Origin of the sequence: Pseudoruminococcus sp., assembly GCF_047012705.1 — a bacterium.
In the GTDB taxonomy this organism is placed as follows: domain Bacteria; phylum Bacillota; class Clostridia; order Oscillospirales; family Acutalibacteraceae; genus Pseudoruminococcus.
The window spans coordinates 188572-212217 of sequence record NZ_JBKXNW010000005.1 but is presented as its reverse complement, the minus strand read 5'-3'; the positions used below and the strand labels follow the sequence as shown (position 1 = coordinate 212217).

At 44.6% G+C, this 23646-nt stretch carries 22 protein-coding genes and 1 pseudogene; 18 read left to right on the top strand and 5 right to left on the bottom strand.

The window, feature by feature from the left end; translation table 11 throughout:
• The 5 genes from ACLU24_RS06830 to ACLU24_RS06810 all read right to left on the bottom strand — a co-directional run.
• Positions 1-490: restriction endonuclease subunit S (locus tag ACLU24_RS06830; protein WP_412611299.1), on the bottom strand; the 490-nt coding region annotated here is incomplete at its 3' end.
• A complete protein-coding gene (locus ACLU24_RS06825) occupies positions 483-2018 on the bottom strand; it encodes a type I restriction-modification system subunit M (RefSeq protein WP_412611297.1) in 1536 nt (511 codons plus the stop codon). The genes ACLU24_RS06825 and ACLU24_RS06830, both read right to left, overlap by 8 nt.
• A gap of 232 nt (positions 2019-2250) precedes the next feature.
• Complete coding sequence (locus ACLU24_RS06820; RefSeq protein WP_412611295.1) at positions 2251-2889, bottom strand: ImmA/IrrE family metallo-endopeptidase; 639 nt, start codon at positions 2887-2889, stop codon at positions 2251-2253.
• Positions 2890-2970: 81 nt separating this feature from the next.
• Positions 2971-3441, bottom strand: coding sequence for a helix-turn-helix domain-containing protein (locus tag ACLU24_RS06815; protein WP_412611293.1), 471 nt, complete (start codon positions 3439-3441; stop codon positions 2971-2973).
• An 89-nt stretch (positions 3442-3530) separates the two neighbouring features.
• The gene (locus ACLU24_RS06810) at positions 3531-5954 is read right to left on the bottom strand and encodes an NACHT domain-containing protein (protein WP_412611291.1); all 2424 of its coding nucleotides are present in this window, start codon (positions 5952-5954) and stop codon (positions 3531-3533) included.
• A 525-nt stretch (positions 5955-6479) separates the two neighbouring features.
• Here ACLU24_RS06810 and ACLU24_RS06805 point away from each other — a divergent pair.
• The 18 genes and pseudogenes from ACLU24_RS06805 to ACLU24_RS06720 form a co-directional block, all read left to right on the top strand.
• Positions 6480-7295 carry a sigma-70 family RNA polymerase sigma factor gene (locus ACLU24_RS06805; RefSeq protein WP_412611288.1) on the top strand — a complete coding sequence of 272 codons (816 nt, stop codon included), beginning with the start codon at positions 6480-6482 and terminating at the stop codon, positions 7293-7295.
• A gap of 161 nt (positions 7296-7456) precedes the next feature.
• Positions 7457-7894: a DUF7768 domain-containing protein gene (locus ACLU24_RS06800; RefSeq protein WP_412611285.1), complete on the top strand. Its 438-nt coding sequence runs from the start codon at positions 7457-7459 to the stop codon at positions 7892-7894.
• A gap of 16 nt (positions 7895-7910) precedes the next feature.
• On the top strand, positions 7911-8366 hold the full coding sequence (locus ACLU24_RS06795) for a hypothetical protein (protein ID WP_412611283.1): 456 nt from the start codon (positions 7911-7913) through the stop codon (positions 8364-8366).
• A 14-nt stretch (positions 8367-8380) separates the two neighbouring features.
• On the top strand, positions 8381-9619 hold the full coding sequence (locus ACLU24_RS06790) for a DUF2800 domain-containing protein (protein WP_412611280.1): 1239 nt from the start codon (positions 8381-8383) through the stop codon (positions 9617-9619).
• A gap of 84 nt (positions 9620-9703) precedes the next feature.
• Positions 9704-10312 carry a DUF2815 family protein gene (locus ACLU24_RS06785; RefSeq protein WP_412611278.1) on the top strand — a complete coding sequence of 203 codons (609 nt, stop codon included), beginning with the start codon at positions 9704-9706 and terminating at the stop codon, positions 10310-10312.
• Positions 10313-10454: 142 nt separating this feature from the next.
• A complete protein-coding gene (locus tag ACLU24_RS06780; RefSeq protein ID WP_412611276.1) occupies positions 10455-12419 on the top strand; it encodes a DNA polymerase in 1965 nt (654 codons plus the stop codon).
• Between the two features lie 50 nt (positions 12420-12469).
• On the top strand, positions 12470-12919 hold the full coding sequence (locus ACLU24_RS06775; protein ID WP_412611274.1) for a hypothetical protein: 450 nt from the start codon (positions 12470-12472) through the stop codon (positions 12917-12919).
• Between the two features lie 50 nt (positions 12920-12969).
• A complete protein-coding gene (locus tag ACLU24_RS06770; RefSeq protein ID WP_412611272.1) occupies positions 12970-14061 on the top strand; it encodes a DUF932 domain-containing protein in 1092 nt (363 codons plus the stop codon).
• A 13-nt stretch (positions 14062-14074) separates the two neighbouring features.
• Entirely contained in the window at positions 14075-14329 is a 255-nt protein-coding gene (locus ACLU24_RS06765) for a hypothetical protein (RefSeq protein ID WP_412611269.1), read from the top strand.
• On the top strand, positions 14329-14820 hold the full coding sequence (locus ACLU24_RS06760; protein ID WP_412611267.1) for a VRR-NUC domain-containing protein: 492 nt from the start codon (positions 14329-14331) through the stop codon (positions 14818-14820). The genes ACLU24_RS06765 and ACLU24_RS06760 overlap by 1 nt, the downstream gene beginning before the upstream one ends.
• Positions 14817-16191 (top strand): annotated as a pseudogene (locus ACLU24_RS06755) (SNF2-related protein). Before ACLU24_RS06760 ends, ACLU24_RS06755 begins: the two are co-directional and overlap by 4 nt.
• 41 nt (positions 16192-16232) lie before the next feature.
• Positions 16233-18746: a phage/plasmid primase, P4 family gene (locus ACLU24_RS06750; protein ID WP_412611265.1), complete on the top strand. Its 2514-nt coding sequence runs from the start codon at positions 16233-16235 to the stop codon at positions 18744-18746.
• A gap of 604 nt (positions 18747-19350) precedes the next feature.
• Positions 19351-20184 (top strand): DUF3310 domain-containing protein, encoded by an 834-nt coding sequence (locus ACLU24_RS06745; protein ID WP_412611263.1) that lies wholly within the window; start codon positions 19351-19353, stop codon positions 20182-20184.
• Between the two features lie 59 nt (positions 20185-20243).
• Positions 20244-20591 (top strand): HNH endonuclease, encoded by a 348-nt coding sequence (locus ACLU24_RS06740; protein WP_412611260.1) that lies wholly within the window; start codon positions 20244-20246, stop codon positions 20589-20591.
• Positions 20592-20965: 374 nt separating this feature from the next.
• Positions 20966-21511: a P27 family phage terminase small subunit gene (locus ACLU24_RS06735; protein WP_412611257.1), complete on the top strand. Its 546-nt coding sequence runs from the start codon at positions 20966-20968 to the stop codon at positions 21509-21511.
• Positions 21511-21648 carry a hypothetical protein gene (locus ACLU24_RS06730; protein WP_173550303.1) on the top strand — a complete coding sequence of 46 codons (138 nt, stop codon included), beginning with the start codon at positions 21511-21513 and terminating at the stop codon, positions 21646-21648. The genes ACLU24_RS06735 and ACLU24_RS06730 overlap by 1 nt, the downstream gene beginning before the upstream one ends.
• A gap of 12 nt (positions 21649-21660) precedes the next feature.
• A complete protein-coding gene (locus tag ACLU24_RS06725; protein ID WP_412611256.1) occupies positions 21661-22446 on the top strand; it encodes an S-adenosylmethionine synthetase N-terminal domain-containing protein in 786 nt (261 codons plus the stop codon).
• On the top strand, positions 22443-23646 hold a 1204-nt coding region (locus ACLU24_RS06720), incomplete at its 3' end, for a site-specific DNA-methyltransferase (protein ID WP_412611254.1). The genes ACLU24_RS06725 and ACLU24_RS06720, both read left to right, overlap by 4 nt.

Genomic DNA, 23646 nt, shown 5'->3' with positions numbered 1-23646 from the left:
ACCGTGATTTGACAAGCAAATCGAGTTTCTCAAGAATAGTGTTGCATAGGTCTATTAGGCGAGTTATTTTATCAAGATTAGAAACAACTATGTTCTGAATACTTGTTTCTTCGGTATATTCAAAAGCAAAACTACCTATATCACTTTTTTTGATATTAGGCATACAAGCCCCTGAACGAAGTTTCATTATTCTATCTTGCTGGCTTTTTAATGCGTAATATAAATATTTCACATTGCATCTTAAATCATAAAGATAGTAACAATGAGCACCACACCAAAAAGGATTTGGCATATAATTTACATATCCGCAAGAATTGCCGCCTTCACTTATTGTTATAGTATCGCCCGATACATTGAAATTGCTCCATTTACCAGAGGGATTGATACCTCCATTCAGATAGTCATATTCGCCATTTTCTATAAGTTCATCACCATTGATTTGACTACCTTTTGAAAAGGAACAAATATCTTTTAACTGGATTTTACTCATTCAGCAATCCCCCCAACTCCGACAGCACACCGCCAAGCTCCTTATAAAGCCCGTCAAGGTCTGCCATAATCTCGCTTGTCGGAGGATACTCCACCGCTACATACTCCGTCTTTTTATACTTGTTGATAGACAGATCATAGTCGTTATCCACAATTTCCAGCTTCGGAACAAAAAAGCTCTGCTCCGTTCGCTCTCTGCCTGCTTCACCGTCAGGATTATGGAAACGGGCGATAATATCGGGAATATCATTCTCCGCAATCTCCGAGCGTTTATCATCGAGGGAGAAGCCGTCCGCTTTCATATCATAAAACCACACTTTATCCGTACCGCCCGCATCGGTCTTGACGAATACAAGCACCGCTGTGGACACTCCCGCATAGGGCTTGAAAACGCCGCTGGGCATAGAGATAACGGCTTTAAGCTGATGATTTTCTATAAGCTCCTGCCTGATAGACTCGTGAGCCTTACTTGAACCGAACAGCACACCGTCAGGCACGATACAAGCACATCTGCCGCCCTTCTGCAAAAGCCGCAGGAACAAGGCAAGGAACAAAAGCTCCGTCTTTTTTGTATTCGTGACAGCTTTCAGGTTATCATTAATACTCTCCGCATCAATAGAACCCTTGAACGGCGGATTTGCAAGACAAACCGTGTATTTGCCGCTGACATTATTCTGCTTTGAAACGCTGTCCTTATAGTCAATATCGGGATTTGTGATAGAATGGAGCATCAGGTTCATAGCCGAGATACGGAGCATGGTGTGATCGGTATCATAGCCGGTGAAGGTTTTGTTTGAAAAATCTTCCCACTGTTCATCAGTCATCGTATCTTCATAGTGTTCCCGAATGTATTCTGCTGCGGACACGAGAAAACCGGCGGTGCCGCAAGCCGGATCGCATATAAGGTCATCCGGTGTCGGAGCCACAAGTTCGACCATCATCTCGCAGATATGCTTCGGGGTGCGGAACTGACCGTTCCGACCTGCCGTGGAGAGCTTACCGAGCATATATTCATACAGATCACCCTGCATATCAAGGTCAGCAATATCATGTTCATAGAGATCATCAAGTCCCGTTATGATTTTCTGTAACACCTGTGCATTAGGAATCACAAACACTGCACTTTCCATGTATCGTGAAAAAGCGGTCTGCGCCTGTTCTCCGTCCTCACGGTCAGCGATTTCTATCAGCTCGCCGGATGCATCAAAATCGGGCAGCTTGCCGTACTTCATCTTTTTTACTGCTGGAAAGGCATATTTCGAGATAATGCTGAAAATATCACGAGCGTCCTTGTTCTTGAATTTGCTCCAACGCATAGCCTGTCCGATTTCAGACTGAGGAAAGATCAGGTCAGCAGTATCACCCGTCATATTGGCAAATTCCTCGTTTTCAAGCTCTTTTTCATCGAGTGAGCGTAAAAACATCAGATAGGTGAGCTGTTCAATGACCGTCAGAGGATTGGTGATACCGCCAGCCCAGATATCCGTCCATATTTTATCTATTTTGTTTTTAATAACACCAGTTACCATCGTTTACCTCCTGAAACTGCTTCTTGGGTACACACAAAAATCCATTTTTATCGTATCACATTTCGCCTAATTTTTCAACACTGCATAACAGTTTTTTGGCTAAAATATGGTTTTACGTATTTCTATTATAAACTACAAGCGCAGTGAATATCAATACGCAAAATTCCAGAAAAAAGCCCGATGCACAGTTTATTGTACATCGGATAATTCTTTCTTTCTGCATACTTTTCTCTCAATACCTTCTCAAAAAATCCGCCTTAAGCTCCGGCAGATTCGGAAGATCATAGCCTTTATAGCTTAGTGCCTGCAATTTGAATTCCACAAGATGTTCATCCGTACCAAGCTCCGCAGCAAGACGGGAGATAGCTGGTATATCGCTATAGTTATCCCAAAAATTCATAAGCTGTTCTTGCTCAAAATCGTACCTTGCTTTTTTACTTTTATATTCACCGATGTGTTCGTCAATATATTTTTTAACCCTTCTGTAGTCATCATAATGGATCAGTTCCAGAATATAGTCATCCTCAAGCAGCAGTTCGGCATCAAACAGATTGGCGTTAATCTCACATCTGCTGTTGCTGATGCTGTAGGCCATAGTGTCCTCGAAATGAGTCCCGGCAACAGCTGTTTTATAATCAAGGAACGAGTGACCGAGTTCGTGACCTGCGGCAATGACTTGTTCCTCTTCATTTGCGTGGGAATTTATCCCGATATACTGTTTGCGATTTACTACAGTATAATAGCCAAGCAGGGTTGGCATTGTTGTAAACATACGGAGTTTTATTTTTCTCTGCTCTATTATCTCAAACGGATCTCTTGTCTTATATTTTTGTATCGCACATTCTGCCAATTTAATGGATTGGGGTATCATCGTATAGCATTTACTCCTTTATCGTCCTTTTTCAGCCCTTTGTCAACCTTTATCAGCCTTAATCTTTACCTTGATATTTCTTTATGAACGGTATTTTTTCGGCGTATATTTCTTTGCATCCTCTTTTGAATCCCAGAAGATAGCTTCCATTTCATCTCTGAATGCTAATCGTTCATCCTCGGAAAGATTACCCCCGGCATAGAAAGCCTGTGCTTGCTCAAGAATAGCCCTGCCTTGTGCCATTCCCCTTGAGCCATATCTTTCTTTGGCTCTTGCGAGAAATTCTTCATTATGAAGCTGTTCCTCCAGAATGTCATCGTCCAGGAAGTAGTCGGTACCAACCTCAAGAGCAGCTGCAAGTTTTTTGATAGCATCCACTCTCGGTGTCCTTTCGTCTCGTTCAAAATAGCGGATAGAACGCTCAGACACACCGCTTGCTCTCGACAGTGCCGTAACCGTCATACCGATTGATTTACGCAGTGCTGACAGCTTTTCTCCGATCGTTGCAGTCTGCTCTTTTACATGATCGATCCTTTTCTGTTGCTCAGTCATGATGTTTTCCTCCTTATGATGTGTGGAACAATGTTGCCGGAATGTTTGTTCTTATTATATAACGGAACGATTGTTCTGTCAATAGCTTTTTAATCAAGGATGTCAAACAGATCATCACCAGATGGCTTTGCTTTTTTCGTCAGTTCACGCATCAATCTTTTTATATCGTTATATTCCTTCATGAAGGGCTTGTTGCCGTCATTGATCACGGCGATAAGCTCTTTATATTTATCCGGTCGGTCGAATATTCTATCCCAATCAAAGCAATAAATCCTACCTGTAACCTCCGGTTCACCGTACCAATCCTCATAGCCTGCCGGAAGGTCATCCCTATAGTCAGCTTGGTTGATATCCTCGCGCCATACGAATTCGGACTGCGTAAATTTGTCGATATCAGGATAATCATCGGGGTTTACATACTCACAGGTAATATGATAATAATCGCGGATAAATTCATAAAGATTGGATGCCGGATCAGTTTCTTCTTGTCCTCTCAGATCACCGTCTGCACATTCAAACTCAGGATAGATGGTCTGAAGAAAGGTCTGAACACCGTTTTCGCTTTCGCACTTTTCTACCAGTTGCTGTAAATATGGAAGGATAATATACTCCTCCACTTTTGCCGGTATCATGTCAAAGAGCATTTGTAAAGTAGTATCGGTCTTTTTTGTCTGGTCGTTTCTGTCGAACACCGGGATTATCATTGACAGATTTTTATCCTTCTGTCTGGAAAAATATCTCGCACAGAAGTATTCCTGAAAAGACCTGTGCGTGAATGTATATTTGGGACCGTCCTCATACATCAGACAAAGATTGCTGCACAGATCATAGATAAAATCATCAGTGGTAACATCGATTATGTGATAATGTTCTTTCAGCTTGTGGAAATACATATCAAAGTCATCATAGGTAAATCGGGTCTTGCCCTTGCTGTATGTAGCTGCACAGAAGTAGGAAAAGTAATTTGCAAAGTCGCTAACTTTCCAGCCTGTGACTAATGGGCGTTTATATCCGCCTTTAGTTGAATCATGCTTATTTGCGAGTACCTGGTACGCCTCCTGATAAAAAATATGCATCTGAGATGGTACTTCCGCATATTCCTCAAAATTCAGTAGCATAATGGTCAGCAACAGCGGATTATCAGAAAAGCCTTTGTGGGAATAGTAAAGCTCCGTATTAAGAAGGCTGCGGAATCTCTGCTTAATTTTAGGAGAATCTGATCTGAAATCGAGTTTGTCTATGAGTGCCAATGCCTGAGATTTGGTAAACGGCTGAAGCTCAAGCGAGGTGAAGCGGCCAAATGACTTAAAACCGCTGAATGGTCTTGAAGAAATAACAAATGTATTGTTATGGTAACGGTCAACAAATGAATTCAGCATTTTCCTGAATGCCGGTATTTTGGATGTATGTATCTCGTCAAGACCGTCTAAAAGGATAAGTGCCTTGCCGGAAGCAAGTAAGGTTATAAGGTCATCCTTTTTAAGTTCAGACCAAAGGTTACATATTTCAGCGTATATATAATCTGTGATACTGTCAAAGGATAAGTCAAAGTCCTGCAAAGGGATAAAAAGCGGGATTAGCTGTGCATCTTCATAAGTGTTGATCGCATCAAGCATCAGATGCCGCATCATCATTGATTTTCCCAATCCGCCTGTTCCGCTGAGGATAATATATTTTGAAACTGCTATGAGCTTTGAAAGCGTTGCGTCATTTATTGTTTCGTAAGAATACTGATTGGGATGCTTAAGATCTCTTACCTCTTTTCTGACATTATTGCATACATAGAAATCATAAAACGGTCTGGGAGTATCCTTATATAAAAGTGTTGTGATGCTGTCGTATTTATCCTTCAGCTTTTGCAGATAACCGTTTATTCCATCGGTCATTTCATTTGAAGAAGGGGTGGTGATTGATTCTGTTTTGGAAACAAAACTAACAGGATATGATATAAACCTTTCTATAAACCCTTTTTCCTTTATTTCAGATAAAGAGTCTTGTCCGGCTGTGTTTTCATTAGTGAGAACAGTATATAAGAACAGCCTTGCAAGAAAGCTCTTTATGTCAACCTCATGCTTATTTACAGTATTTGCTGCCGTATCGCCCATACATCTTGTAAACAAAGAACGATGATTACCTTCCAAAGTATCATCGTTTCGTATTACATGGTGCATGGCTCCGATTACGGCAGCTTTTTTGTCTTCATCAAGCAGTGCGATAACTGAATCAAATCTGTTTTCTATTTCGGATATGCTGATACTTTTTGCTAAAGCTATTATATTTGTCAAACCGCCTCCGACTGAATGTATAGGTCCCTGTGAGGATTCTATTTCAACGGACGGAAAATCTCTTTTACAAGTCATCAAGCGTGAAACAGATGTGTTATCGCTGTCATCGTTGTAACTATTATCGGGATCTATTGTCCCCACAAGAGTAGAAACAATTACTCGGTTAGTAGTTCCGGGCAATGAGCATTTCTTTAAAATGTTTGCGTATGTGCCAAAGCATAAAATCATATTAAAAAACCGCCTTTTGGGAGTTGGTAAGTGTTTGTCAACAAAATGTCAACTAAAAAGAGCCTTTGTCAGTCAAATGTCAAGTTCTTGTCTACTGCATGTCAACTGTCAGTTGGGTTAAAATATAGCTGTGCTTGAGAGACAGCAAAGATACCGCCCGGCTGACCACGGTACACAAGATAATTATATCTTAAAAACCAGTAACATACAATAACCAATATTCAGTCGGAACAGCTTGCATACAATTTATTGTACATATAAAAAGTATGGCCTAAATTCTTTATCTTTACAAGCACACGGATTTCAAGAGTATACGAAATCCGAAACAATAAAAAATCATTTGAAAGTCAGGGTGCACACTGGCAGACAGATGTTCAAACGATAAACTGATTGAAACGGAGATAACACTCCGGTTTTCAATCGGCGATCGTTTCAGACACCTGCTGCCTTTGTGTACCCTTTTTTGGTGTGGTGTTCTGAGAGTATCTGTCGCCAGTAGTGCGTCCTGCGGAAAGGACGCTAACAATGGAAAACACTAAAAACAGCATCACTATCAACGGAAATGTAACTGTCAATGTTACGAACAATGCCATAACTCCCACAGACACTAACGAAATCAACATCACCGAAAACACTACTCTCGGTGAGCTGCTGAAGTTACTCAATCTGGGAGAAAAGCCGCATGAGATCCCCACACCGAAAAAGCTCCGTGAAAATGCAGGAAAGCCCATAGCCTTTTATCCTATGTCCGGGAGTATGCCTGTCGAGAATGTTGAATGCACTGTCTATTCAAACGGATTTGCCGTATATGATAACGGATCCGGCAGAACGGTTCTTTGGTTGCCCGACTGCACAAGCTTTACATATGTATTTACAAAGCCCAAAGCATCAGAGGGAGGAATGCTGCCATATAAAGAAGAAATCCCTGATGAAATGCTTGAATCGTTGTCTTGGTTTACAGCTGTTACGCTTATCGGTGACCACAGGGTTGAAAGCAACCTTATGAACCGCAGATGTAGCCGTAAAGGTGCGAAAGATTATGATACTGATGATTACGGCGATAAGTGTGGTGCAGTTGAGGAAGTTGTGGAGGATAAATACAGAGGTATGTTTTTCTGGAATGACGGCAGGTTCGGTGAAAATCCGCTTGATGCTCTTATAAGAGAAGAAAGGAATAAGGAGATGCTGGCGGCTATGACCGATAAGCAGAGAGAAGTATTCCTTCTTTATTACAAAGATGGGTACACACAGCAGCAAATTGCAGATATGTTGGGACTTTCAAAGAGATCTGTAAAAGAAAGATTGGGTTGGGCACTCTCTAAGGCAAAAAATTTTTTCTGAATTTAAGAGGGATAACCTCTCAAATGGCATCTCCCACGACAGTATATAGAGGGACTTGATATCCTCCTCAACACAGATGCTACAGGCACGGCAGTGTATATCCGCTGATGTCAGTACATAAACAACGGACCGCAGCCGTTCCTGCGGAGAAAGGAAACAATATGAACATTGAAAAAAGAAGGTTTGTAAAGCCTAAAAAGGTGTTTATCTGCTCGCCGTTTGCACCGAGGGGCGAAACAAAGGAAGAAATGGAGCGAGATACGAATCGTAACATACGGATCACACAGAAGGCTTGCAGATTTGCAGCTCTTAACGGAAATGTCCCTTACGCTCCCCATTTGTTCTTTACCCAGTTTCTGAAAGACAGCGACAAGACGGAGCGTGAATACGGACAGATCATGGGACTTATATGGCTTGCACAGTGCTCGGAGCTTTGGATCATCGGCAGACGCATAAGCCCCGGTATGGAGAAGGAAATCAGAAAGGCAAAGGAATGGGGTATCCCCGTCAAGCGTTATGTGTTCAAGCGTGATGCTGAGAAAAAGCTGCTTGACTCTCTTTTCTATCCCGATGTCGAGTTTTTTGAAATGGGTGTATGAGAAAGGATGATGATCTATGGCAAGAGAAAAGAAAACAAAAGCAAGCGAACAGGAAAACACAGTCAGCGTTGATATGGCAAAGCTCGCAGAAGGTATAAATCTTGTATTCTCCGGGGCAGTAAAAATGCTTGAGGCGGTAGGAAGTGTTGAAGTCGGAATTGTGATGAATACAGCTAAAGCTCCGATTGTTGTGGATACAGGCGAAGAACTGACTATCGAAGAAGATGTTCCTGATGAGCCACAGAATAAGCCGGAGGAAAAGTCACAGGAAGAAAAGCCACAGAAACCAGGTAACACCGCTCGCCCAATCACAACCGATGACATTACAAGAATAATCGTCCGCAAGATAAAACAGAACAAGGACAACAACGAAAAGATCGGACAGGTTCTGAAAACCTATGGTGTTGAAAGGGTAAGCGACCTTAAGCCCGAACAGTACGAAGCCTTTGTTACTGATCTTGCGGCTCTGTGAAAGGGGGTGAATGAATGCCGGATATACATGCACTACTTTCTGCATCAAGCTCAAAGCAATGGCTTCACTGTACCCCTTCCGCACGATTGCAGGAGCAGTTTCCGAATGAAAGCTCGGTGTATGCTGCCGAGGGCACTTTCGCTCACGAGGTATGCGAATACAAGGTCAAAAAGTATATGAAGGAACGAGTGAAGCGTCCCCAGTCAGAGGAATATTACACTGAGGAGATCGACCAGATCACAGATGTTTATGCAGAGTTTGTCATAAGTGTTATCGAAGATATGAAAAGGAACGGCTGCGAACCTCTGGTGATGGTCGAAGAAAAGGTCGATTACAGCCATATTGCTCCATCGGGCTTCGGCACAGCGGATATGCTGATTATCGGCAGAGATGAAAACGGGAAGGGTGTTCTGCATATAGCAGATTTCAAAACTGGGCAGGGGGTTTTTGTCGATGCCGATCATAACTCGCAGATGATGCTTTACGCACTCGGAGGCTTGGCCGCCTATGGCTATATTTACGATATCGAGATTGTTCGTATGAGCATCATCCAGCCGAGGCTTGATAATATCAGCACTTTTGAATGTACCAGAGAGGAGCTTGAAAGCTGGGGCGAAAGCATAAGGGAAACAGCAAAGCTGGCTTATGAGGGCAAAGGCGAACAGATGCCCGGAGACTGGTGCCGTTTCTGCCGTGCAAAGCCTGTGTGCAAGGCTTGTAAGGATGAAGCTCTATCGTTGTGCAGAGAGGAATTCATTGATCTTGATGAAGGGGCATTAAGTGATGAAGAAAGTGTATCTTCCAAAGTAGATGTGAGTGAACCTGTTTTCAAACAGCCGGGACTCATACCAATATCAGAACTTGCACAGCTTTTGCCTACACTTAACCGCATAAGCTCCTGGATAGAATCTGTTTTCGCTTTCATTAGTTCCGAAGCTATCAATCACGGTGTGCCGATACCCGGATACAAGGTTGTCGAGGGCAGGAGCAAAAGAGTGTTCACAGACACGAAGGCAGTTGTCGATGCGGCTGTTGCTAACGGCTATACCGACCTTTACAAGAAGCAGCTCATAACCCTTACCGAGTTTGAAAAAATGATGGGTAAGAAAAAATTTGCTGAGCTGCTCGGAAAGTATGTTACAAAGCCGCCCGGAAAGCTCTCACTTGTTCCCGAAAGTGATCCGAGAGAAGCTGTTGAGCTTAACAGCTCACCCGAACAGGAATTTGCAGCCCTTCCTGACGAAGGAGAGTAAGAAAAATTATGCAAAACCGATTTTCAGCACGGTTGCATACAATGAATAATTATACATTCAAGAAATCTTTGGAGGTAGAAATCTATGACCAATAATCAGAACACAAATCAGAATAACGTGGCACAGGTCACTAAGGTGATCATCCCCTGCCGCATTTCTTTTGCGAACATCTGGGAGCCGAAAAGCGTGAATGGCAGTGAGGAAAAATACAGCGTTTCATGTATTATCCCGAAGAGCGACAAGAAAACAATCGCAAAAATCAAAGCTGCTGTTGAAGCGGCAAAGGAACTCGGCAAGAGCAAAAAGTGGGGCGGCAAGCTCCCTCCTAATCTTAAGCTCCCTTTACGTGACGGCGATATTGACCGCCCGGATGATGAAGCGTATGCGGACGCAATGTTTGTCAATGCCAACAGCAAGGATGCTCCCCAGATCGTTGACCGCAAGGTACAGCCTATCATTGACCCGATGGAGTGCGGCTCCGGCGACTACTGCAATGTAAGTGTTAACTTCTATGCGTATAATGCAAACGGCAATCGTGGTGTGGCAGCAGGTCTGGGTAATATCCAGAAGGTCAAGGACGGTGAGCGTCTCGCCGGAAAGGCTTCTGCATCTGCCGATTTCACAGAAGTCGAGGGTGACGATGACGGAGAGAGTATTTTTACCGAGGATGATCTTCCCGATTATCTGAAGTAAAATTCGCACTCTCTTGATTTAATACCGCAGGCGGGAGAGGTTCGCCTTTCCTGTCTGCACTTTACAAGAGCTGTCGGAGACTGTATCTCTGCGGCGGTTCTTATAAGGTGCAGATAAGCACAGAGAGATTGGAGATGATTTTTTGGCAGATAAAAGAAGGTTGCTTTCCATAGATTTGGAGACGTTCAGCGATGTAGACCTTACAAAATGCGGCGTTTATCGCTATGTTGAAGGAGATTTTCATATACTGCTTTTTGCTTATGCTTTCGATGATGAGGAGACAAAAATAGTCGATCTTGCTTGCGGCGAAAAGCTGCCGCAGGAGGTTGTGGATGCTATTTTTGACGATTCGATCATCAAGGCAGCGTGGAATGCACAGTTTGAGCGTACCTGCTTATCAAAGTATTTTAATACCTTATTATCCCCCGATTCGTGGCAGTGCTCAATGGTATGGGCGGCGAGCCTTTCGCTTCCTCTGAAACTGAAAACTGCTGCGGAGGTGCTGAAGACCGGCGAACAAAAAGATGATGCGGGAGAACGGCTTATTAAGTATTTCTCTGTTCCCTGCAAGCCGACAAAAAGCAACGGCGGCAGGACAAGAAATCTTCCCGAACACGTCCCGGAAGACTGGACGAGGTTCAAGGAATACTGCCGTCAGGATGTAAGGACTGAGAGAGCGATAAGAAAGCGGTTGGAGAATTTTCCGCTGCCCGATTCCGAATGGGATCATTACCACATGGATCAGCGAATAAATGATCGTGGGGTAATGATCGATAAGGAACTGGTTACAAAGGCGATCACCTGTGATCTGATGCTGTCCGAAGAAATGACGAAAAGAGCGTATGCCCTGACAGGACTTGAAAATCCGAATAGTGTAAGTCAACTTAAGGGCTGGCTTGAAGAGCGTGGTATTGAAGTCAGTACGCTGGGTAAAAAAGATGTCTCCGCAATGATAACTGACCTTGATAAGCACAGCGTTGACGGTGAGGCACTTGAAATGATGAAGCTGCGGCTTCAAATGGCGAAAAGCTCTGTAAAGAAATATCAGGCAGCGGAAAGATGTATATGCGATGATGGACGGGCACACGGCTTGTTTCAATTCAGCGGTGCTGTAAGGACTCAGCGATGGTCCGGCAGATTAATTCAACTTCAGAACCTCTATAGAAACGAGATTAGCACGCTTGATGAAGCCAGAGAACTTGTCAAGCTCGGTTGTTTCAATATGGTGGAAAGTATCTATGGAAACACACCTGATATTTTGTCACAGCTTATCCGAACAATGCTTATACCCAAGCCCGGATGTGAATTTATTATTGCCGACTTCTCAGCAATAGAAGCGAGAGTTTTAGCTTGGCTTGCCGGGGAGCAGTGGCGCATTGATGCCTTTAAGCACGGTGACGATATTTATTGTGCTTCGGCATCTCAGATGTTCGGAGTACCTGTCGTCAAGCATGGTATCAACGGTGAGCTGAGACAAAAAGGTAAGGTCGCAGAACTGGCGTGTGGATACGGAGGCGGAGCCGGTGCTTTGATATCAATGGGCGCATTGGAAATGGGGCTGAAAGAATCTGAACTTCCTGACCTGATAGATGACTGGCGAAATTCTAATCCAAATATCACAAAGTTCTGGTATGCCGTTGAAAAGGCTGCTGTCGATACCATAAAGGATCATCAGGACAGAACTGTCGGGAAGATCGGTTTTCAGTTTTATGCAAATACTCTGTGGCTCGTTCTCCCGTCAGGGCGGAAGCTCGCATACATAAAGCCAAGGCTCCAGCCTAATCGTTTCGGTAGGATGGCTGTTACTTTCGAGGGCTTGAATGCAGGAAATAAGTGGGTGCGTGGCGAAACATACAGCGGAAAGCTCGTGGAGAATATTACCCAGGCAACAGCACGAGATTTGTTGGCAGAGGCTATGCGGCGGATGGAGCTTGCAGGGCTTGAAATAGTAGCACACGTGCATGATGAAGTGATAATTGAAGCACCTGTAGGCTCAACTACGGTAGAAAAGGTCTGCTCCATTATGAATCAAAATCCTCCGTGGGCGGAGGGCTTGCCCTTGTCATCGGCAGGATACAAAGGTGAGAAATTTTACTTCAAGGATTAGTGCTGCATCAAAAATTATGGGCGGCAAACGAAAAGGAGGAATGAAAACAAATGCAAAAACACCCTGAAATGATGGTCGTAAGGCAGCCGTGGAACACAGGTTCATCGGCAAGAGAGGATCCTTATACTGAACTTGCGATAACTGTGGTTATGACTGCTGTGGATGACTATATCGAAATGTTGAAAGCACTGTTTAAAGGTAGCCTGACAGATAAAGAGATACATGAATGTAAGCTCGAAAAACGCAGCCTTGAGAAGTTCTTTCGCTCAAAGGATTATGAGTTCTATACGGCATTTATGAGTACGGAGATTGATCCCGAAGCTATTATCAAGCTGTGCCCCATAAGAGCCAAAGAACGGCTTGAAGAGGAGATAAGAAAGGCAGAAGAGAAAGCCAAAGAAGTCGCTGAAAAGACGGCGAAAAAGGCAGCGAAGGAGCAAGCCGAAAAGTCTGCAAAAGAAGATGCGGAACAGCAGGGCGACAAACATGATAACACATAGGATAAAAACAATAATTCAACAGCCGATAAGGCGGAAAGCGAGGATGCACAATGAAACAAGGCAGAACATTATCAGAGGTTATGGCAGAACTGAAAAGGCAGGAGGATGTAAAGAGGGATTACATAAGCCCGGCGGCATCGCTGGAGCTGCAAAGTGACGGCTCTACGCTGTATATGAATTCTCCGCAGGCGCAGATCACAACATCAACACAGGTGATTAGCCGTGAGACGCTCGGCACAACAGAGCTTTTCCATCGTCAAATGGGCAGTGCACTCAATATCCCGGCGAAGTATTATGACCTGATGCGCCGTGAAAAGCCGGAGTTATTAGCGGAGAATGTGAACACATGGCTTGGCAGTAAGGATCAGTCGTATATGATCCGTTCCCTTGATTATGGAAACGGCAGGGTCGCCCGTGCTTTTCTTTCTGACAGGTATCGCAGAATCGATAATCTCCAGATTGCAATGGCAATACTCCCTCTTTTCATGGGGAACGATCAGTACGAGGTGATGTCGTCAGAGGTAACGGAAAACAGAATGTATATCAAGATCAGTTTCCACATGAAGCGTTATGAGGTTGTTCCGGGCGACTGGGTGGAGTTTGGTATTATCATCTCTAACTCTGAAGTAGGGCTTGGTGCGGTAGTTGTACGACCTTTCCTGAACCGCCTTATCTGCACAAACGGTTGTGTAGTAAATAATTTCGGAGAGCGCCGTCATCATGTCGGCAGACAGGCAAAAGCTATGGAGGACAGCTTTGATTTATATTCCGATGCGGCAATAGAAGCCGAGGATAAGGCTTTTATGCTGAAATTGCAGGATGTAGCAAAAGCTACTCTTGACGAAAGCAGATACCCGACAATTATCGGAAAGTTGCAGGACAGCACAAGAGCACTTATCACAGGCAAGGTTCAGGATGTTGTGGAGTTGACAAGTAAGAGCTATGGTTTCAATCAGACCGAGCAGGAAAGCATTTTGGATTACCTTATCCGTGGCGGAGATATGAGCCTTTACGGTCTTTCCAATGCGGTCACAAGGGCATCACAGGATGTTGAGTCTTATGACAGAGCGACCGAGCTTGAAAGCATCGGTTGGGATATTGCCACAATGGAGCCTGCAAGGTGGAAAGAGATAAATGCGTGAGGGGGATGAGAATATGAGCTATGATAATTATTCTGACGGATACCGTGAAAGATACATCGATAGAGACGGATTTGGTGCTGACGAGGAAATGTATGTATATGATCAGTGCTGCGAGAATTGCAGATATTACTGTGGCTGGGGCGAAGAAAAACAAAGGGGCTGCAAGCTCTATACAAGAGACGATTATGAGCGTTTTCCGAAAACACGCTGGTGCTATCAATGGAAAGGAAAAAAGCAATCATGCCATGAAAGGTACGGTGACTGCTGATGAGAGAATATGTAGTTGAAAATGAGTTTGTAAAAGCAGTCCGTGCCGCAGGAGGTGTAGCGTACAAGCTCACCTCCCAGACTGCCAACGGGCTGCCTGATCGCTTGGTACTTTTCTTCCCGGCAAAGACTGTATTTGCAGAATTAAAAGCCCCCGGAAAGCAACTCCGCCCTTTGCAGAGAAAACGCCGCTATCAGCTGATGAAGCTCGGTTTTCCTGTTATCTGCATCGACAGATTTTCACAGATAAAGCCCGCGATAGAAGCGATAAAGAATTGGACACCCGGTACACCCTTTCCTGAAAATATCGGTGCAAAGGTGCCGGAGCTTGATATTGAAGCCTTGCCTCATGATCAGGGCAGTCTTGATGATATGGACGATTACGGCGACAACTTCGAGCCGGAGGATCCGTCTGTTTTGGCAGGATTCTTTGATCTGGATAAGGTAAGCAGAACAATAATTAACAGTGGAAACGGAGGTGATGCCCTTTGAAGTTCCTACCACATGATTATCAGCAATTCTGTATTGACTATATCAAGTCACATCCCGTTTCTGCTCTTTTTCTGGATATGGGCTTGGGTCGGAAAAACTGTGATAACGCTCACGGCTCTCAATGATCTGATATTTGATGAATTGAAGGTATCAAAGGTTCTTGTGATAGCGCCCCTTCGTGTGGCGCGGGATACATGGGCAGCGGAAAAGGAAAAATGGGATCACCTGAAAGATCTTGATATTTCCGTCATCGTGGGTGACCTGAAAACGAGAAAAGCAGCGGTAAGTGCATCGGCACAGATATACATCATCAACCGGGAAAACATCAAATGGCTCGTGGAGTACTACGATAAAAACGGACTTCGTTGGGATGTTGACTGTGTTGTTATCGATGAGCTTTCCTCTTTCAAAAACTATCAGTCACAGCGTTTCAAATGGCTGCGTAAGGTACGACCTTTTGTTAAACGCTGGATAGGTCTCACAGGCACACCGACAAGCAACGGTCTAATGGACTTGTTTTCCGAGATCGGTATTCTTGACGGCGGCGAACGGCTCGGCAGATTTATAGGTCGCTTTCGTGAATCGTATTTCAAGCCTGGTTCTATGAATCCCAGCACAGGTGTAGTGTTCAGTTATGTTCCTCGCCCCGGCGCGGAAGAAAAGATATACGAGAAAATATCCGACATTACAATATCAATGAAAGCTCTTGATTACCTCAATCTCCCGGACTGTATCTATGTCAATCACGAGGTGGAGATGTCACCCTCAGAGCAGAGATTCTATGACCAGCTCAAGCGTGATCTTATCATCCCAACCGAGGACGGTGATGTTGACGCTGCAAATGCGGCGAGTCTCTCAAATAAGCTGCTCCAGATGTCCAACGGAGCCGTATATGACGAAAACAAGGAAGCCCGATTTATCCACAGTCGTAAATTGGATATGCTCGAAGATCTTATAGAAGCGGCAAACGGTCAGCCTGTGCTTATAGCATACTGGTTCAAGCATGACCGCACCCGCATTATAGAGCATCTGACAGCGGCAGGATATGAAATAAGAGATATCAGATCATCCGAAGATATAGAACTTTGGAACAGCGGCTCTATACCTGTCGCACTTATTCATCCCGCATCAGCCGGACACGGACTTAATATACAGTCGGGCGGACACATCCTTATCTGGTTCGGTCTGACATGGAGCTTGGAACTGTATCAACAGACAAATGCCCGTCTATGGCGGCAGGGTCAGCAGGAAACAGTAACAATACATCATATCGTTACGAAAAACACAGTTGATGAGGATGTACTTGCTGCTTTGGCATCAAAAGATGTAACACAGGAAAAGCTGATAGCCGCTGTTAAGGCACAGCTGTGATAAATATATGACTATATACTAACGCAATGAGGAGGTTTATTATGCCTGATAACAAGATAAATAACAGCAACAACACTACTACCCCTGCTACAAAAGCAAAAGTTAAACGAGTGAATTTCGTAAATATTCCGCAGGAGCTGAAATCCAATGCTTCATTCTGCCTGTGGAAATATGAAAAGAGAAGCGGCAGAGCTACGAAGGTGCCGTATGATCCGAGAACGGGACAGATGGCGAGAACCAATGATACATCCACATTTTCCGATTTTTCCACAGCTATGACGGCCTATGCTATGGGCGGCTGGGATGGCATCGGCTATCGTGTCTCTGAGGGTATCGGTGCTATCGATATAGACCATTGCATCAGAGATGATGGATCTTTAAATGATGTGGCGGCATCCATTCTCTCCTTCTTCCCTGACGCATATTTTGAACGCTCTCCCAGCTCTACGGGCTTGCGAGGTTTCTTCAAGCTGTCGCCCGATTTTGCCTATGATAAGACGGTGTATTACATAAACAACCGTAAGCACGGACTTGAAGTGTATCTCCCCGGCACTACTAATCGCTTTGTCACAGTTACAGGTGATGTATACAGACCCGGCAGCGTAGCCCGCAACGATGAAGCTTTGCAGTCGGTGCTTGATACTTTTATGAAACGCACCTCGCCGATAAAGTCCGGCTTTTCCGGCTCTCCCGTTTCATATTTTACAGATGAACAGGTCATAAAACACGCATCTGATTCCGCATCTGGGGATAAGTTCAAAGCTCTTATGGAAGGCCGCTGGGAGGAAGGATATGATTCAAGATCAGATGCTGATATGGCACTTGTATCAATGCTTGCCTTTTGGTGCGGCTGTGTGGAAGAACAAATCGACCGTATCTTCCGTTCTTCCGGTTTGATGCGTGATAAGTGGGATCGTATGACAGGTGATGCTACATACGGACAGATCACTATACGTAATGCCATTCACTCCTGCTCTGAAATATACCGCCCTGTGATCACAGAATCCTCGCCGGAAGATGAGTTTAAGAGCCTTGATATAGAATCTATTCAAGACGAGCGTGACAGAAGAGAGCGTGAGGGATATTCTTTTACTCCCGACCTGCGCTGCCTTGATACAAGTATTGAATCACTCAGTCCACACACAAATCCTCGCTATGAATCGTTCCAGATAGGCAATGCAAAAATGTTCGTGGATTATTTCCGCCGCATTATCCTGATGAACGACACAAGAGGTTGTTGGTATATATACGATGGTCGCGTCTGGCGACCTGATACGCATAATCTCAGAATATCCGAAATGGCTAAGGACTTTCACGATATACTCCTATCTTTTGCAGCTACCATTACATCAGAGGACACAAGGACACGTTTTCTCAAACGAGTAGAGCAGCTCGACCAGAAGAAGTTCAGAGATATTATGATAAAAGATGCCGGGAATGACACAGATATAGCTGTCCGTATGGAAGCGTTTGACCGGGATAAATATCTGTTTAACTGCCATAACGGTACCATAGACCTAAGAACAATGGAGTTCAAACCTCACTCTCCATCTGACTACTTAACCAAGCTGTCTGATGTTGATTACGCCCCGGACGCTACCTGTCCTCGCTGGATCAGTTTTATGGATGAGGTGTTCGAAGGTGATAAGGATCGTATCCGATATCTTCAGAAAGCTATCGGCTATGCGATGTCGGGAGATACGAGGTTGGAGTGTATGTTTATCCTGTACGGTCCCACAAGCCGTAACGGTAAGGGTACGACTATGGAAACGGTGCTGCGTATTCTCGGTGAATACGGCAGGACGGCAAAACCTGAGATGTTATCTAAGAAGGGGTTTGCGGATAGCTCCGGACCTTCTGAGGATGTTGCGAGGTTAAATGGTGCGAGAATGGTGAATGTATCTGAGCCGGAGAAAAGTATGGTTGTCGATGCGTCATTAACTAAACAGATGACGGGTAATAACACACTAACAGCGCGTTATCTTCGAGAGAATAGCTTCGAGTTCAAACCACAATTCAAGCTGTTTATTGATACAAACCATCTGCCGCAGATCTCCGATATGACGCTGTTTGAATCCGACCGTATCCGCATTATACCGTTCAATCGTCATTTTACTGCCGAAGAGCGTGATATTGATCTTAAGAGCTTTTTTGCCGAGCCTGCCAATCTTTCAGGTATCCTTAACTGGTGCCTGGAAGGTTTCCTTCTCTATCAGGACGAGGGTCTGAAAATGCCGGGTTCTGTAGCTTCAGCCACGGCTGACTATCGTGCTCAGTCTGATAGGATAACTATGTTCACGAATCAGTGCATTCAAAAACAAGCAGGTCAGGAGCTTCGATCTTCTGCTATTTATAACCGTTATAAGGACTGGTGCGCCGAAAACGGTTTTAAATATGAGAATGCAGCGAATTTCAAGAAAAAGATGGCGGCAGCAGGATTCGTGTATATGGTGCGCCGCCCGTGGAATGAGCAGGGTACTCCTACACCAATGGTCAATGATGTTACATGGGCAGCCGGAGAGGAACATAAACCGGAATTTGTACCGGAAGAATAAGGGCAGTTTTTGACGGGACTATATTCTATACTGCAAATCAAGAATATAAACCGCTAGTTAAAAAATAGCTTTATAATTGTCTTTTTTAACTGCCCTTTTAATAAGTTGTTTCGTTTTTATCTTTTGTTTGTAGTGGATGTAGTGAGTGTTTCTGGTTACAGTTATATGTAAATAATAATACATATATAGGGAAACCGAAAACACCCACTACATTCACTACAATACAATTGATTAACCTTTGTGGACATCTTTTGAATGCGCTTGTGTGCGCCTGTTTCGCTCGTGCCAAAGAGTGTGGTGGTAGCGTTGCGGGCAAGGTCAAAGGTTGTAAACACGAACCGCGTGTTTGCTAATACGAATAGCGTGTTAGAAAAATGAACTGCGTGTTTGATTGGATAAGTACGGGTTAAATAAAGCACAGGCAAAAACACCAAGAGAGGTGGTTTAAAATTGTGTATTAAAACAAAAATTAAAAATAAGCTAAAATTTTTTGTGCCTATGACCTCTCAAATGCCCTCTCCTACGACAGTATATAGAGGGAGTTTTTATAGAACCCTAAAAGCACGAAAAAGCACAAATAATTAAAAACTGGAGGAAGCTAAATATGGCAGATGAAAAAAATAAAAAGAGCGAACACGATAGCATAGCTCAAACCAATGATCCCGTGAATCACCCAGCACACTACACGACAGGTAAAATCGAGGTGATCTATTATATCGAAGATCAGAAGCTGCCCTACCATCTCGGCAACGCTGTAAAATACATCAGCCGTGCCGGAAAGAAGGATAAGAGAAAAAAAGTCGAGGATCTGAGAAAAGCCGTGTGGTATATTGAGCGTTATATCGGAATGATTGGTGAGATGAGTTTAGATACCGCCACTGTGGATAGTGTGGACAGCACAGCTAATGCGCCGAACGTCTCAAATGTCACAGACAAAAAGTCCAGTAAAAGCCCCACACTGTCGGAAGCCTTTATAAACACAGAGATATTTATCGATTTTGAATCGGAGCTTATCTACGGTGAGGATCAGGCTTACATATGCTGTCCTGAACGATTCCCGACAGTACGCTTTCAGCTTATGCCGACAGTTGGACTTATAGAGATCGTTGACAGACTGCGACATAAACTGGGTTTCAAACCTATGTACCCGATAGTCGGAGTTGACAACGGTGGCTGTGATGACTGTTATGACTGTGACGATGACTGCTGTTATGATTTCTTCATAAGTCTGAACGGTTTTACCAACAGCCACCTCGACACCTGCATAGCCGCCGTTGTGGCGGATTCGGACAGCGTCGATAATGAAGATATGTATACTATCGATCTGACCGAGGAGGAACAGAAGATGCTTTACAAACGCTTTGACGAGCAGTGCAGAAGAAGTATTAATAAAACTTGCGAGGAGCTGCTGAAAGAAGCAGAAGAAATGATGGATTAAAATCAAGCCCCACGTCGGGGCTTTTTTCATTGTGGCGAGATAATGAGGAGGTGATGTTGATGCCAAGAAAACCTAAAAGACCCTGTGCTTATCCGAATTGTCCTAAGCTGACGGACGGACTGTACTGCGAGGAGCATAAGAAAATAGCAAACCAGCAGTACGAAAAGTACGGCAGGAGATATAAACGGAGCGAACGCTACGGCTCTGCTTGGCAGAAGGTTCGTACCCGTTATGTAAAGCTGCATCCGTTCTGTGAGCTTTGTTTCAAGGAAGGTTATGTTGGTCACGCTGACATCGTACACCACATCAAACCTTTAGCAGAGGGTGGAACGAATGAAGAATCAAACCTGATGTCAGTCTGCTTCCATCACCATGAACAGATACATCACAGACGAGGTGACAGGTAGCAGACTTACACTCTGATATGTCAATTTGGGCAAATCACCCACAGCAGGGTTAAAAATGGCTATTTTTTGGGATTTTTCCACCCCCAGGGGTGGTCAAAATCTCTAAAAAGTGAATTACACAGGAACGGGCGCCCCTCTCGTACTTAAAAATCGCAAATTCAAAGACGGTATATGCCCCGGAACTCTTTAAAATTTTTTCTCAATGGCATTTTAATTTGAAAAGCCCCATAACAACCTAATAATCAAACAGAATTCAAACACATCAGCCCGACCGCAATCGGGCTTTTTTGCTGCAATTTTTTCAATCGGGGTTTGATTATTTTTCAAACATCGTTTGATTTTTCTAATTCTTTCTGGAAAGAGGTGCTGAATCAGTGGCAAAAGACGGAACCAATCGCGGAGGTGCAAGACCGGGTGCAGGGCGCAAGCCAAAAGCACTGAAAGAAAAACTCGATGCCGGCAATCCCGGAAATCACCCTTTAAGGCGGCTCGATATTCCTGAAAATATCGAAGGTGTCGATATGCCGAAACCGGGCGATTATCTATCGGCAATGCAGCGTGACGGAAAACCGCTTGGTGCTGACGAAATATATACCAAAATGTGCAGATGGCTTGGAAAGTTAGGCTGCGATAAATTGGTTAACCCTCTGCTTGTTGAGCAATATTCGATGTGCGCCGCAAGGTGGATGCAGTGCGAAGAAGCTATAACGAGATACGGTCTTGTCGGTAAGCATCCGACAGTAACAACATCGGTGGTGCAAAGCCCATTTGTTTCAATGAGCCACAGCTATCTGAAACAGGCTCAGCAGATGTGGCTGCAAATATATCAGGTCGTCAAAGAGAACTGCACCGTGGATATTGATGGCGGTGGTGAGATTGACCCGATGGAAAGGCTGCTCCGTGCAAGGGAGGGAAAGTGATGCAGCACAAAAAACGGTATCAAGCGAAAAATGATACAAAGAAGCGTTATCAGCCTGCTCCGATGTGGGCAGCAAAGGAAAAAATATTTGACACCCGTAAGGGACTGAAAAAGTTTCTGAAACGGAAATTCGGTTAGGAGGAAGAAATTATGTACGAAAAGGTGAACCCTCAGCATCCGGACAAGATCGCTGATAGAATTGCCGGAGCGATAGTTGATCTGGCGTATGCAAAAGAAAAGGATCCGAGAGTAGCGGTAGAGGTACTGCTCGGGCACGGCGTTTGCTATATTATGGCAGAAACTTCTGTGCATTTCGATAGCAGCGAAATATCAAAAATCGTAAAGCGTCTTGCACCGAAACTGATGACAGATTATATGGAGGTAAAGCAGGATCCTATTCTTGCTGAGAATCAGCGTGGCCGTATACGCTGCGGTGATAACGGCATCTTCAAGGGTGTACCCGTGACTGGTGAACAGGAGCGGCTGACGGCTATTGCGAAGCAGTTTTATTTCGCTTTCGGTGAGGATGGCAAATATATCCTTGACGGCGACCGTCTTGTGATCTGCCAGAGCAACGCAGATACAGAAAATCTCCGTAAGATGTTCCCGGCGGCTGTGATAAATCCCCTCGGTGACTGGACAGGCGGAAGTGATGTTGACTGCGGTGCTATTAACCGCAAGCTCGGAAGTGACATGGGCGACAGCGTTACAGGCGGAGGTCTGCACGGCAAGGATTTGTCAAAGGCTGATGTCAGCGTGAATATTTACGCTTTTCTTGAAGCACAGGCTCTCGGCAGACCTGTGGAGATCAGCTGTGCTATCGGTGATGATACCGTTGACGGCAAGCCCTATGCTGACATTGTAGAGATTGCGAGAAAATACATACACGATCTGGGTGGCTTTGAGAAATTCGCAGAATGGGGGCTGATCAGATGATAACGACAACGCAGATGCAGCTTGTTGACATTAACAAGCTGATTCCCTATGTGAACAATGCCCGGACGCACTCGCCGGAGCAGATAACGAAATTACGCTCAAGCCTGCGTGAGTTTGGCTTTATCAATCCTGTTCTTATCGACAGAGAATTCAATGTCCTTGCCGGACACGGCAGGATAGCCGCTGCGAAGGAAGAAGGTATAAACGAAGTACCCTGTGTATTCGTAGAACATTTATCCGAGGCACAGAAGAAAGCGTACATACTGGCGGATAACAGAATGTCGCTTGATGCCGGATGGGATGACGAGCTTCTGAAAGTAGAAATGGCATCCTTACAGGAAATGGGCTTTGATGTCGGTATGACAGGCTTCGATGAAAGCGAGCTTGCTGACCTGTTTGCTGATGATAATAATACAAGCGCAAAGGATGATGATTTTGATTTGACTGCCGCACTTGAAAAAGCGGCATTTGTTCAGCGAGGAGATATATGGACTGTCGGCAGACACAGACTGATGTGCGGCGATGCAACTTCCGCAGAGGATGTCGCTGCCCTTATGAGCGGCACAAAGGCAAATCTCATTCTGACTGACCCACCGTATGGAGTCTCTTTTCGCAGCTCCTCCGGCTTGACTATCCAGAATGACAGTATGAAAAACGAGGAGTTTTATAATTTTCTCCTTTCTGCCTTTCAGTGTATGGTCGAACACCTTGAAAGCGGTGGTGCTGCTTATGTATTTCACGCTGATACCGAAGGGCTGAATTTCCGCAGGGCTTTTGTTGATGCCGGACTGCATCTTGCCGGGTGCTGTATCTGGGTAAAGGACAGTCTGGTGCTTGGCCGCTCCGATTATCAGTGGCAGCATGAGCCTGTGCTTTACGGCTTTTTGCAGAACGGAAAGCATAAATGGTATTCAGACCGAAAGCAGACTACCATCTGGAATTTCGCAAAGCCAAAGCGTAATGCCGATCATCCTACATCCAAGCCGCTTGACCTTCTGAGTTATCCTATCGGCAATTCAACACAGGAAAATGCGGTGGTCATTGACACCTTCGGCGGCAGCGGCTCTACCCTTATGACTTGTGAGAAAATGAACAGGATATGCTGCACGATGGAGCTTGACGAAAAATACGCCTCCGTTATTCTTCGCAGATATGTAGAGGATACAGGTGATGCAGACGGGGTGTATGTAATCCGCAACG